The organism is Chitinophaga niabensis (assembly GCF_900129465.1).
Taxonomy (GTDB): domain Bacteria; phylum Bacteroidota; class Bacteroidia; order Chitinophagales; family Chitinophagaceae; genus Chitinophaga; species Chitinophaga niabensis.
Genome location: NZ_FSRA01000002.1, coordinates 200,444 through 214,671, shown reverse-complemented (window position 1 = coordinate 214,671; position 14,228 = coordinate 200,444). Strand labels below are relative to the sequence as shown.

9 protein-coding genes are annotated in these 14,228 nt (G+C 45.0%); 1 reads left to right on the top strand and 8 read right to left on the bottom strand.

All coding sequences use genetic code 11. The features are described from left to right. Nucleotides 1–33: 33 nt before the first annotated feature. On the top strand, nt 34–1,419 hold the full coding sequence (locus BUR42_RS17775; protein WP_234979710.1) for a Gfo/Idh/MocA family protein: 1,386 nt from the start codon (nt 34–36) through the stop codon (nt 1,417–1,419). Nucleotides 1,420–1,459: 40 nt separating this feature from the next. On the opposite strand, the gene BUR42_RS17770 is transcribed toward BUR42_RS17775, so the two are convergent. The 8 genes from BUR42_RS17770 to BUR42_RS17735 all read right to left on the bottom strand — a co-directional run bounded on the left by BUR42_RS17770 (nt 1,460) and on the right by BUR42_RS17735 (nt 14,224). Further along, the gene (locus BUR42_RS17770; protein ID WP_074243070.1) at nt 1,460–1,996 is read right to left on the bottom strand and encodes a pyridoxamine 5'-phosphate oxidase family protein; all 537 of its coding nucleotides are present in this window, start codon (nt 1,994–1,996) and stop codon (nt 1,460–1,462) included. An 88-nt stretch (nt 1,997–2,084) separates the two neighbouring features. After that, entirely contained in the window at nt 2,085–2,945 is an 861-nt protein-coding gene (locus BUR42_RS17765) for a glycerophosphodiester phosphodiesterase family protein (protein WP_074240786.1), read from the bottom strand. Between the two features lie 17 nt (nt 2,946–2,962). Continuing rightward, nucleotides 2,963–4,744 (bottom strand): RagB/SusD family nutrient uptake outer membrane protein, encoded by a 1,782-nt coding sequence (locus BUR42_RS17760; protein WP_074240785.1) that lies wholly within the window; start codon nt 4,742–4,744, stop codon nt 2,963–2,965. Between the two features lie 29 nt (nt 4,745–4,773). Further along, nucleotides 4,774–7,860, bottom strand: coding sequence for a SusC/RagA family TonB-linked outer membrane protein (locus BUR42_RS17755; protein WP_159442297.1), 3,087 nt, complete (start codon nt 7,858–7,860; stop codon nt 4,774–4,776). Between the two features lie 75 nt (nt 7,861–7,935). Beyond that, nucleotides 7,936–8,913, bottom strand: coding sequence for a FecR family protein (locus BUR42_RS17750; protein ID WP_074240784.1), 978 nt, complete (start codon nt 8,911–8,913; stop codon nt 7,936–7,938). 79 nt (nt 8,914–8,992) lie between these two features. Continuing rightward, nucleotides 8,993–9,565 (bottom strand): RNA polymerase sigma factor, encoded by a 573-nt coding sequence (locus BUR42_RS17745; RefSeq protein WP_074240783.1) that lies wholly within the window; start codon nt 9,563–9,565, stop codon nt 8,993–8,995. Nucleotides 9,566–9,655: 90 nt separating this feature from the next. Beyond that, nucleotides 9,656–12,817, bottom strand: a complete 3,162-nt coding sequence (locus BUR42_RS17740; protein ID WP_074240782.1) for a TonB-dependent receptor — start codon at nt 12,815–12,817, stop codon at nt 9,656–9,658. A gap of 276 nt (nt 12,818–13,093) precedes the next feature. Further along, nucleotides 13,094–14,224, bottom strand: coding sequence for a LamG domain-containing protein (locus BUR42_RS17735; RefSeq protein ID WP_074240781.1), 1,131 nt, complete (start codon nt 14,222–14,224; stop codon nt 13,094–13,096). Nucleotides 14,225–14,228: the final 4 nt, after the last annotated feature.

Below are 14,228 nucleotides of genomic sequence, written 5' to 3'. Positions count from 1 at the left end.
CGTATGAATAATGATTATTCAAGACGGTCGTTCTTGAAACAAGCTATGCTGGCGTCTGCGGCAATTGCTGCTCCCGGCATATTGATGGCAAACGGCAAACCGCTGAAAGCGGGTGAAAAGGTGAACCTGGCCTGCATTGGTATTGGTAACCGTGGCGGAGAAATTATACAGGCTTTGTATAAAACCGGCCTGGCTAATATCGTGGCGTTGTGTGATGTAGACATGGGTGCACCGCATACACTGGATACATTGAAGCAATTCCCTGATGTACCGAGGTTCCAGGATTTCAGGCAGATGTTTGATAAAATGGGCAAAAAGATCGAAGCGGTATCTATTGGCGTTCCCGACTTTGCTCACTTTCCTATTACGATGATGGCGATGTCGCTTGGTATACATGTGTATGTAGAAAAGCCAATGGCACGTACTTTCAATGAAGTAGAACTGATGATGAAAGCGGCGAAGAAGTATCCTAAGGTGGTTACACAGATGGGTAACCAGGGACATTCTGAAGCTAATTATTTCCAGTTCAAAGCATGGAAGGAGGCAGGTATCATCAAAGATGTAACAGCTGTAACTGCGCACATGAACTCATCCCGCCGCTGGCATGGATGGGATACCAATATCAAATCTTTCCCTGCAACTGAGCCTACTCCGGATACATTGGACTGGAATGTATGGCAGATGCAAACACATGGGCATACCTATAACAAGGATTTTGTGAATGGTCAATGGCGCTGCTGGTTTGATTTTGGTATGGGTGCTTTGGGAGACTGGGGAGCACATACCCTGGATACTGTGCATCAGTTCCTGGACCTGGGACTGCCTTATGAAGTGAACCCGGTGAAATTAACGGGCCACAACGATTTCTTCTATCCCACTTCTACCACTTTATCTTTCAAATTCCCTAAACGTGGTGATATGCCGCCGTTGGAAGTGAGCTGGTATGATGGAGTAGACAACTTACCTCCGATCCCTGCAGGATATGGGGTATCAGGCCTCGATCCAAATATTCCGCCACCAAGTAATGGTGCGATCAAACCTGCTAAGCTCAATCCGGGTAAGATCATTTACAGTAAAGAGCTGACCTTTAAAGGAGGTTCACATGGCAGTACCTTGTCTATCATTCCTGAAGAGAAAGCAAAAGAGATGGAAAGTAAATTGCCGGTAGTGCCGAAAAGCCCTTCCAATCACTTTGCGAACTTCCTCCTTGCTTGTAAAGGACAGGAACAAACCCGTTCACCATTCTCTATCGCAGGACCATTGAGCCAGATGTTCTGCCTTGGTGTAATGGCACAATGGACAGGCAGCAAAATTGAATTTGATAGAGAGAAGAAGATCGTTACTAACAACAAACATGCAAACGATTTACTTGTTGGACCTCCGCCACGTAAGGGCTGGGAGCAGTACTACAAAGTATAGAAATAATAAAAAAGAGACAGTCCTTTGACTGTCTCTTTTTTCATACGGTTATTTTCCCTTCTATAGAATCGTCCAGTGTTTGGCCGGTAAGTGCACCTACGATCTGTTTCGCAAATGCCACAATCTGCCCATGTTTGGTATCCCAGTAATACCCTTCTAAAGGAATGAACCGGATCACCGAAATGCGGGGATCATCTATTCCTTCTGTGAACCAGGTTTTGATGAGCGGGTTCCAGAGCTCTTTTATCTTCTCCTTATTGTCGTTAATGGAGGCCCTGCCGTACAGGGTCATAAAATCTGAATGCGTACTCCCTTTAAACAGCAGCTGCACAGCAGGATCCACTGCGATTTCCGCATTCTTATGACTGTCTTTAGCGCTCAGGAACCAACAGGTTCCATTATCATCCACTTTTAATGTGGCCATTGGGCGGGTGGAGAATTGTTCTCCTGTTGTTATACGTGTACAGAAGAAACAGCTTTCCGCTTTCTCTGCAAGTTCTTTCAGCTTTTGAATGCCTGGATGGCCATGCAGGTCTTCATGATTGTCTTCTGGCTGTTGCCGGTTAATACTGTCCATGGTGTATGTTTTCAATAATAGGTTCAAAACCATGCCAGTAATAAAAAAGCTCCGGTATATACCGGAGCTTTTCAGGGTTTTAGTTGTGTTAATTGTAATAGCGATTTTTGCTTTTCAGATATTTCATCAGCAATGCGGGATAATCCGTTTGCACCATATTCGCACCATTCTTCAGTAATTCACCATAAGCTTCCAGGTCGCCGGCAGCAGCTTTTTTGTCTACTTCGCCGAGCGCATTGATCCATACGCGTCCGCCATTCTTCTTAATTTTAGAAGTTACTTCTATTGTGTTGTGAGAAGGATCTATATGTACCGCTTCTGTTTTGGTGATCGCAAAGAGGGAATCAATATCTGATGCCTGATGTGTTCTCACCAATGTTCTAAAACCCGGGTTTTGCTCTTTCACCATTTTAGCATAGAGGCCACGGCCTAAGAAGAACATGGTAGTGCTGGCAGTTTGCGTTCTGTTCACCACTTTGATGATCTGGGGAACGCGGTTGGTTTTAATATCCAGGTCTACCAGTATTTTACCTTTTGCGAGGTTCAACGCTTCTTCCAGTGTAGGCACCTGTTCTTCCGTTAACTGGCCATTGAACTTCAGGCGTAGTTTCCTTACTTCTTCAAAAGTAAGATCCGCTACTTTTCCTGTACCGTTTGTTGTTCTGTCTACTGAAGCATCGTGCATCACTACCAGGGAATCGTCCTTGGTGTGGCGTACATCCAGCTCCAATACATCAATACCTAATTCTATACCTCTTTTGAATGCAGCCATGGAGTTCTCCGGAAAATCATTATGTGTACCCCTGTGCGATGCGATCAGTACTATCTTTGAATCAGGAGACAAAAATGCTTTATTGATCTCTTTAAAACGGGCCGTTTCCTGTGCGGATACTATGGATGAACCAACCACCTGCAATAACGCTGCTGCAAATAAAACTTTTCTGAACATACGGGTGTATTTTTAGTTTAGTAATAACCAATGTTTTGTTCTTCTTCGATAGGTCCTTTAGGGATCAGCCTGTCGATATGTGTTTGCGGGATAGGGCGCAGTACATGGAAGTCGCGGATGTTCTGTGCATCCGGGTTGTATAATTTCACGCGCTCTACCAGTTTTTCGCAACGGTCCAGATCTTCCCACCTGTTCAACTCACCCAGCATTTCACGGCCTCTTTCTTCCAGGATGAAATCAACAAAATTGTTAGTGATCTGTGCGGCAGTTACCTGCATGTCCGGAACGGTACTCTTAGTCCTGTCCGCATAACTACCACCTTCAAACGTCCAGTACTGGGTGGTTTTCATTTCCCCATCTTTGTAAGCAGCACGTGTTCTTACTTCATTGATATATTTAGCGGCATTTTCGTATTCACCTTTACGGCCATAAGCTTCAGCCAGCAGTAACAATGTTTCAGCATAGCGGAACACCATCCAGTCTTTAGAACCATTGGTGTCATTAGCGGTGATACGTGTTTTATCCAGCCATTTCTTTAAGCCGGGGAAGATGTTGTTCCTGGAAAAAGGGAGGTAGAAGTTCAACGGGAAGAAATAAGAGAAACGTTTGTTTTCCTGTGTAGCTGCATCCTGTTCTGCCTGTGTAGCATAGAGCGTTGGCGTGAACCAGATAGCGGTATCGCCTGGCTTTACATCTATTTTATTGCCGGCGGTGGTAGTAATACCGGTTGCTGCTACGTTGGCGATGTAAGCCCATACAAATGATTTCGCGAAGCGGGAATCGTATTTACGAGTAGCACCAAACAAACCGTTGTATACATAAGGTGTAGGACGCACCCTGCGGTAAGGGCGACCATATTCCGTGGTACGGGTTAAGATTTTAGTGTTCACAGCATCGTATTGCGGAACGTGATAGAGGTGCTGGTTGTTACCGCTTCCGTTGTTGAGGGTAGTGGTGGTGAACTGTACGGCAAATACCACTTCAGGATTCACCTGGTTGGCAATATCGAATAACTGGGTGTAATCCGGTACGAGGGTGTATTTACCTATTTCCTGGCGTACTACCTGGCCGGCATAGAAAATAACGCTGTCGATATCCGTTGTTTTTGAACCGCGGATAGCTTTCTGTTCTGCAGAAACGGCACTTCCTCTGGCGAGATAGATCTTTGCCAGCAGATGTGCAGCGGCAGCTTTTGTAGCACGACCCTGTTCTGCAGCTGCTACCGGCAATTGCGCAACAGCCGTTACCATATCTGCAATGATGGTAGCATAGATGTCTTTTACCGGTGCACGTTTGAAATCTGTTTTTACCTTATCTGTGGGGATGAGTATTAGTGGCACATTACCAAAATGCTGAATGAGCTCGAAGTAATAGAAAGAACGAAGGAACTTTGCCTCTGCTTCCACTACCTTCTTCCTGTTCTCATCCATGGCTACTTTAGGCAGGTAGTTCAGTGTTACGTTACATTGGGAGATACCGAAGTAGTGATAATCCCAGTAGTCAGATACATCGCCGCTCAAAGAGCTTAAAGTAGCGAGGTATTGGTTGAAAGACCTGTCACCATCAGACCCTACCGTAAAGAGGTCTGTTCCGGCGTCACTGAATGTAAGCGCGCGTTCTCCATTCACTGCCAGCCTGAGATTATTGTAGGCTGCGGTCAATGCTCCTTCCACACCTTCCGGTGTTTCATAGAGCTGATAAGAGACTTTGGAAATAACTTTCTCTTCCAGGAATTTTGAACAACCGGTGAAAGAAGTGATTGCCATAACAACCGCAAGGCACGCATATATCTTTTTCATTTATCTCTGTTTATAGTATTAAGAAAATATTAGAAACCTACATTCACACCCACCAGGTACATGGTTAAGCTTGGTTCCTTAAAGCCGGTAGCTCCTTCGGGATCGGTGCCGGGGAACTTGGTAACCACAAAAGGATTCTGTACACTGCCATAGATCCTGAACTTCTGTAAATGTGCTTTTTGTACAAGAGGAGCAGGGAGTGTATAACCAAGAGAAATATTCTTCACGCGCAGGAAAGAACCGTCGTAATAGTTCAAGATACTCAAGTAGCTTAAACCGGCTGAACCGAGGAAGGGACGGGGATAGGTCTTGCTTGGATTATTAGGCGTCCAGTAATCCAGTTTAGGTTGATTGTAACGACCATCGAAACGCATATCCAGATCGTGATAAATAGTCTGGCCTACGTTGGCATAGATGAAAACGGAGGCATCGAAATTACCATACTGAATGTTGTTGCCTAAACTGGCTGTCCATTTCGGATCCGCCTGACCAAAGATGGACCTGTCTGCCGCATCGATCTTATAGTCGTGATTCAGGTCGAGCGGTCTGACATCTCCTGGTTTGTATACAGCGCCATTGACAGCAAACTTGGCCATCTCTGCTTTATCTGCATCTGTATCCTGCCAGATACCATTTGGCTTCAGGTCATACGCCACTTTAACAGGCTGACCGATAAACCAACCGGATGCCAGGTCGTCATTTTTACCGTTGTACAGTTCTACGATCCGTTGTTTGTTGGTAGCAAAGATCCAGTCCGTACTCCATTTTAATTTCCTGGTAGATACATTCACGGTGTTGATGGTTACTTCAAATCCTTTATTGGTTGTTTTACCAATGTTCACGAGTATCTTGTCAAATCCGGACACAGTGGGCAATTGCTGGTCCAGCAACAGATCGCTGGTATTTTGCTGATATGCTTCAATACTACCGGAAATACGGCCCCTGAGCAAAGAGAAATCAAGTCCTATATTATATTGCCCGGTAGTTTCCCAGCCAAGGTTAGGATTGATCATGTCTGTAGGTGCAAAGCCCAGTTTGGAAGTTTCACCGTATACATACCTTACGGTGGACAGGCTACCCCAGGTAATATAAGGCGACACACCACCGGAGTTACCAGTTCTGCCCCAGCCTAAACGGAGTTTCAGATCTGTGATCGCTTTTACATCTTTCAGGAAATTCTCACCTTTCAGGCGCCATGCCAATGCTACGGAAGGGAATGCTACCCATTTGTGGCCTACTGCCAGTACAGAAGAACCATCATAACGGGTAGAAACAGTAGCGAGGTATTTATTTTTATAGTTGTAATTGAGCCTTCCCATAAAGGAAGCCAGCGTGGAACGTGAGTAACCGCTGGAAACGCCGCTTATGGTTAAGGCGCTCCCTACATTATAGTACAACTGCTGATCATAGGGGAGGTCCCTCACGGAAACACCATAACTTTCAGTTGTTTCAGATTGTATGGATTGTACCAGAGTTGCGTAGAGGTTGTGATCACCGATAGATTTATTATAGCTCAGGATGTTCTCCCAACTGTACATGAGTTTTTTGTTACCGCCATTAGATGTACTGGATGGGGCTTCACCTCCTGCGGAAGCAGTATTGGCTTTGTTGAAGTTGAGGTTTTGTGTGCCACGGTAATCGAGGCCCACATTAGACCTTAGATTGAACCCGTTCAGGAAAGATACATCCAGGTAGTAATTCCCGATGTAACGATCCTGTTTCACCAGGCGTTTGGTATTACCAAAATTGGTTAATGGGTTGGGCGTACGGGTGTTGTTAGTGGGATATAATGCCAGTGTTTTCCCGTCTGCCCCATAAGGAGAAGCGATAGGGTTAAAACTTTTTAATCCATACGTATCAAAGATCTCATTCCAGCCAGCATTTAATTGTGAGCTGGTAAAAAGGGACTGTGTACCTATTTTGATATTATCCCTGATACTGTGATCGATGTTGGCGCGAATGCTATAACGTGTGTAATCCTGATCTTTTACTACACCTACGTTGTTGAAGTAATCAACGGATAACAGGAGTTTGGTTTTTTCTGTTCCGCCGCGTACACTCAGCTGATGGTCCTGCATGCTGCCGGTACGAAGACCCAAACTCATCCAGTCTGTGCTCACCAGTTTAGAAGGGTCATAAGTACCGCTTGCCCATGCATTTTCCATGTTCTTCAGCATGTAGGGAGTGGCCACGAGTTGATCATTCTTGAAATCGAGATCGCGGCTGGGTTTAGGATCATAAGCACCACCCAATGTATTACGTTGCGCCTCGCGGGAATACTCAACAAACTCTGCCGCATTCATTAGTTCAGGCATGGGGCGGTTCTTTTGTACGCCATAGTAACCGTTATACTCTACGGTGGTCATTCCAACCTTGCCTTTCTTGGTAGTAATGATGATCACACCATTTGCGCCCCTGTTACCATATATCGCAGTAGCAGAAGCATCTTTTAACACGTTGATGGTTTCAATGTCGTTCGGGTTGATCTGATCTGCACCATCTGTTAGGGGCATACCATCTACCACGTATAATACTTCATTAGAGGCATTGATGGAACGTGCGCCCCTTATCCTTACCTGTGTAGCGGTACCTGGTTTCCAGGAAGTTGTTTGTGCCATTACACCAGCTACACGGCCCTGGAGTGCTTGCGTAACATTGGTTACAGCCACCTCTGTTATCTTCTCGGATTTTATTGTTGAGATGGCACCCGTCAGGTCTTTTTTAAGTACGGACCCATATCCGATCACTACTACTTCATTGAGATCGGCGGGCGCTTCCTTCATGCGTATGATCAATGAATTATTAGCGCCGGCTTTAATAACGAAATCTTTGATCACATACTTTTCGTACCCCATGAAGGAAAATGTGAACTGGTATTTATTACCGGGTTTCAGGCCTGATACCGTAAATACACCTTTTTCATTGGTAGAGAGATTTTGTTTTTCGGTAGTGCCTGCTGCAACAATACTTACACCAACACCTATCAGTATTTCTCCTTTTTCGGATGTCACAATACCGGTAAGTTGTGGTTTCTCCTGTGCTTTCAATGAAATTGAAAAGGCACATGCTAGCAGGCATAGCCACCATTTGATTGTTAGAGATCTGAATTTCATCATATTGTTTTTTCTGTTTTGACAATAGTTTCCCCGCATGCTCCGAATGGGCATGTTTTTTAAGGGGTTAATTTTTTCTTATTGAATCCTGGCTACTTCTATCTTATTATTGTCCACTTTTTTAAATGCCAGTCCATTGATGTTCCCCAGCATTGAAAGCACTACGTCTAATGAATCAGATGGCAGGAGTTTACCTGTTATCAGCATGTTGTTAAAGCTGTCGTCGCTGAACTTGAATTCTACATTATATTGTTTTCCTATGCTGGCTAATACTTTTCCCAATGATTCCTGATTGAATTCGAGTGATATGCTGGTAGTATCTGTTACCTGAACCGGTAACGGAATATTATTGACAGGTTCTCTGAAAGACTTTACCGTGAACTGCCTGGAACGGTTATCCATCACAAACTGTTCTCCGGGCTTGAGGTATACATCCTTCATACCGAAAGTTCCTACGGCAGAACGGATCACCACTTTCCCTTCAAACAATCTTACGCTCACTTTATTCTGCAGCAATGTGTTCATCATAAAGCGGGTACCTAATACTGTGGTGCTGATATTTCCTGCATAGACGGTAAAGGGCCTTGCTGCATTTTTCCTTACTTCAAATATGGCCTTTCCTGAAAGCCTTATATCCCGCCTGCCTGTGTTAAACGAGGCATGATAGCTGATGGAACTCCCTTGTGCTAATTTCACAACAGAGCTGTCTGACAATACAAAACGGCGAACGCTATCGCTCTTGTTGGATTCAACGATCAGCAGATCTTTCTTTATTTCAACAGCAGCTGTAACAGGTGTAGGTTTTCGATCTGTATTATAATGAAGCCACAGGGCACCAGCGGTTAATAGTATCATGGCTGCAGCTGCTGTCCATTTTGCAGAGATCTTAAAAATACGTCTGGATGTATTTTCTCTTTCAATGATAGAATTATGCAATTTTTCCAGCAGCAGCGCTGACCTTTTCGGAGGAAGAATGGAATCGCCGGATTGAAGGAAGTCTTCAAATTCCTGCTTCAGGCGGGCTTTCTCCCTTCGTTCGTTCTTTTTTAATGTCATGCGTTCTGTGGTTTCGAGATAAATACCCTGAACTGCAAAAAAGGGGATGCCGTTTGGTGTTACGAAATTGTTATGTGCATCAGCTGAGATAGAAAAGGAGCAGAGAAGCGCCGGTGGCAAGGCCTTCCGCCTGGTGATGAGAGATGTAGTCTTTAATAAAACGGGTAGATTGTTTGAGGTAATCTTTTACAGAAGTAACGGAAATGCCCAGGATGTTTGCTACTTCGTCATACGATTTTCCTTCATAGCGGCAGAGCCTGAATACTTCTTTTTTCCGGTCTGGTAAGTGATTTACTGCTTCTTCCACGATGGATAAACGGAAGGTGTATAACTCTTCATTAACCGGCTCTTCAGGGTAGATGTCTGTGGTGTTAAGCGGTACCTGTTGCCTTTCTTTTTGCTTAAGGTATTTGAGGGATTTGTTGAAGCTGGTAACAAACAACCAGCCGGCAACTTTGGCAGGCCGGAGCTTTACCCGGTTTTCCCAGAGCGCCAGGAAAACCTCCTGGAGAATGTCTTCAGCCGCTTCGTGCTGTTTCACGATCTTCCATATATTGGCATATACCGCCTGGTGATATTGATGATACAAAGCATCAAAACCACTCAGGTCAATCTGATCTGATAAGCATTCTCCAAAATACGGCGTGTCCATTTCGTGGGTAAAACTACAGTGAACCGTGTTTAGAGTGATATTATAAAATTGTGAATTAAAAAAGGCTCCGGTTTACGGAGCCTTTGTATCTTAAAATCCATAACGTATACCAAACTGTATCTGCCAGGGGTTACCCGATGGCGTTACTACACCGGTATTTACATTCACATTATAATTATATGCGCTGGTGGCTGCATCGAATCCTCCGAGCGAATAGATGTTTTGTTTTCCGAGGGATTTGTTAGTGCCCCAGCCTTTATCCAGGAGATTGGCTACGTTAAAGAGATCGCCGGAGATCTCGATATTGTGGCTTTTATAAATATTGAACTTTTTGCCGATACGAAGGTCCCATATGCCATAGAAACCGTTGATGCCAGCATTCCGTTCTGCAATGGTGCCCATGCTTTTACGGATGTAATCTTTCAGACTGTTATCTACACTTGGATTGTTCAGGATGTTCGTGATACCGGTGCGGTATTTTTCAGGTACAGCCGGATTATTTACATCAAATATGTAAGCCAGATCGTTGGAGTTTACAAAGTCTCCATTCACATTACCGTTCACTGCAAGGGAGTAGCGGGTGCCACCAAGCCCGGAATACCTTACGCCAACACTGAAACCTTTCCAGCTGGGTAATGTACCATAGAACACTACTTTATGACGGAACTGGTTGTCCGAATAGCTCATGAGGCTCAGGTTACGGGGATCCTCTTTCACCATGAGGGACAACGTGGCGGTATTGGCAACGTCTCCATTAAAAGAGGTGTTATCTTTTGCATCATTCCAGGTGTAGCTGAAGGTGATTTCACCATCTCTGAAATAACGCCAGTTTGCATCCACTACAAAAGCATACTGGTTTACTTTACCACCTGCATTCAGTTCCAGCACACGGCCTACTTGTGTGCTTTTCCTTCCCTGTGTCCAGTCTGCAACACCATTGGTAGGGTTGATCGTTGCGGCGGGAACATACACACCACGATTTCCTTCAGTGGGCAATCGGAAGTACGGCTGGTCCACCATATTCCTGTCCACATACATATAGTTATTACGGGCAATGCTGGTGAAGAAGGTGATGCCTGCTTTGAGGCGATCGGAGAAGAGGTGATTATAGGAAATGTTGGCTTTATATAATACAGGGATGCGGGCGTCTTTTGCATTGGTATTAATAGTACCGATGCGTGCCAGACCCAGCTGGTCAAACAATTCCTTACCGGGCGCTTTTGAAGGATCTTTCCTGTATTCAACAAAATCCGGTACTGGTACATTGTTTCCTGTGATATCAACGGAAAGTACTTTGGTCCCATCGAACAACATGTTATTGATCATTGCATAGTTGTTGATATCAGATCCAAAGATCCCTGCGCCGAGGCGGAGATAATCCGTGTGTTTTTCATTGATATCCCAGTTGAACTGTATACGTGGTTGCAGCTGGAATGTATTCAGGGGATTATCTGTACGTACACCTAACTGATCATATACTGTTTGGTTGAAATTGGCTTTGTTCATGTAAGTGGTATAATCCGCCCGTAATCCAAGGATCATTTCCAGTCCACGGCCAAGGCGTGTTTGCATCTGTGCATAAAGGCCGGCGTTCAGGATATTCTGATTAAGACTGGGATCTTCGGCGAGGGCTATTTCACGGGCATAACGATAGGGTGTTTTGTTATCGAAGTTGGTCATGCCGGTGAAGTAAAAACGGCCATTCATTTCACTGCCGTACAGCGAATTCAAATGACTGTACATGATGTCTGTACCGAAGGTGAAATTAGCTTTATTGGTATTAAAGTATACGTTATCTACCAGCTGCACGATGTTATTGTAGAAGTGTTCCGGCGAATAACGCTGCCCGCCCAATTGGATGGAAGTAAATACGTTGTTGTTATTGATGGTGGATTGCACCCTTTCAACAATAGCACGGGGAATGTTTTCTTTGGGCAATTGTTTATTGGGTACACTTTCTTCAAAAGTATAAAGGTGCTGCAGTTTCAGCTCATTGGTTACCCTGGGGTTCAATACTGTACGCAGGGTGGCAAGGAGACTATTATTAAAGGTATTGGCATCGCCATATACTTCGTACATATTGATGGCTGTGTTATCATCACGGCCCTGGTAGTTACGGTCATTGATAAAGTTATTCCGGATCGTGAGGAGGTTCTTTTCATTTAGTTGCCAGTCAATACGGGCAAACACTGCATCCGTACTTCTTTTCTTATCAAAGGAACCAAACTGCGGAGCATTGGATACACCATATTTGCTGCGGGCTATCTGCTGGAATTGATCCAGTGTGGATTGTGTAATGTTCAGGCGTTTTTCGTCGTCCGGCGTGCGGATGTCTGCCAATTGCAGCGGACGTGCATCTGCCTGCCGGTCCCAGGTAAGGAAGAAGTGTGCTTTATCTTTGATAATAGGGCCTCCCAGGGAAAAGCCGAATTGATTGGTAGAAAAATCATTTGTTCTTTTAACACCACGGATATCATTGGGGCTGGAAAGCCAGTCTGCCCGGCTGAACATAAAAGCAGACCCGGTGAAAGTATTGGTACCGGCTTTTGTTACGGTGCTTACAGTGCCTCCGCCACTGCGGCCATAGGTTACATCATATTGATTGGTCACCACTTTGAATTCGCGGATGGCTTCCATGGATATGATATACGGTGCCCCTGTACGGCTGTTGGAACCTCCGCCGGAAGTAGGGTTCCTGGCTGTGGTACCATCAATGGTGAAGTTGGTGGAAGAAGCCAGTTGGCCTGATAGATTGCTCCCACGACTGAGCGGGGAAAGATCTATCAGGGTAGTGAAGTTCCGGCCATTTACCGGCAGTTTTGAAATGTCTCGGGCAGTAACAGTAGTGGCGGCGCCAAAGTTTTCCGTTTTGTTACGGAGAGAATTGCCCACCACTTTTACTTCATTCATGGTCACTGCGGAAACTTTCATGACCACATTTACCCGGGTGGCGTCTCCCTGGCTGAGAAAACTGCCTTTTTCCTGCTGATCTGCATAACCAACATAGGTTACCGTCACAACATAAGGGCCACCCAATGGCAACTCCCGGATATTGTATTCCCCTTTGGAATTGGTAACAGTGCGGGAAGTAAAACCGGTGGACTGATTTTTTACCATCACGGATGCGCCGGGGATGAGTTGTTTGTTTTCATCTGAAACAACGCCGTAAATGGAGGCCTGTGTGGTTTGTGCCTGCAAGCGCAGCGCCACAAAGCAAAGCAAGGATAGCAAGAGTTTTGAGTAGGATCTCATAAAAGTAATGGATTATTAAAGGGTACTAAATGGAAAGCGGGAACGTGAAATTGCCTGGTTCAGTGGAATGATAACATTTAAATTGATACGCTTTCGTAACTAAAAATAACAATAAATGTAATTAAATGCAATAAAAAGAAATTATTTGATCCCGAAAATGGAATATTTAGAAAGGAACCGGGAAAAGGTGGTTTGCCAGTGAAAGGAGGGTTAACCAAAGAGAAAAGGACCGCCCTCATTGAGCGGCCCCTGGTTGAAGCATGGCGGAAGGCTTTATTATTTATTCAGGGTCAGATCTTCGTCTTTGTCCCATTGGGCTATAATTCCCCAGCCATAGAAATCACATGCTACGGCGATCATTATTTCATTATCTCCCTGAACTAAAGGGATAGGCATAGATGCATTTTCAACAGCACAGCGTCCCTGTGGTTGTTTCATCAGGGGATGGCCATAGATGTTCTGGTCAGTTCCAATGAATTTTCCATTTGCGAAGATCCAGATCTCGTCGCTAATACCCAGGTTCAGTTTCCTGGTTTGCGCGATCGCTGAATGTACATTGGTTTTGAGCCAAACCAGCCTGCGGGAGAGATAAGGAGGGCCACCATATTTACGGGTGATATTGACCAATCCTCTGCGTTCTGCCCAGATCGTATCCCAGCTGACTGCGTCTTTCTTTTTAAAATACTCATCATTGAATTCAAATTTTTTAGGTGCAGCAACGGGTGGGCTGATCTGCCATCTGCGGATATAGCGGGTATCGTGATCCGTGAGGTCTGGCCCTTCCTGCGGAGAAAGATCTTCCGTTTGGCCGGGTTTTACTACCAGGCCGGAGATGATCACATGGCCATCAAATGCAAGAGCACCCTGCAGATTGTTGCCCTCAAGCATTGGTATTAAAAGGCAGGGCCATTTATCGTTATTTACATAAGCGCGCATCTGCCTGCCGGAGATAACGAGTTTTACGTGGTTCCATTTTCCTGTTTCAAAAGTGGCTGGTGCCTGGTAATGGAAAAGCATATCCCAAAGGTTAACACCATCTATAAAAGGGGCGTACTGAACCGCATCTCCTTTTCCTGATTTTGCGGGGCGGAAATAAAAACATTCCGTTTCCTTTGCACTGTTCCACCTGAAATAAAAAGCCGTGAACTTTTGATCAAGCAGTTCTATATCATATTCAATTGTGCCATCCGTGAAATCCATGGTTTTCAGAATTGCTGAATCCTGGCCGCCCAGGAGCTTCATGGCGGGCACTGACTTGTGTGTGATGAATTCAACTGTGCCGGGTTTGAATGCCCAGTTTTCAGCAGTAAGGGGAACTTTGATCTCCTGCTGAGCTTTCTTTTTCGTCTGGGCCGTTGCCATGATGGCGAAAAAGACCGGGATGAGAACAATTGCTGTTTTTGTCATGACC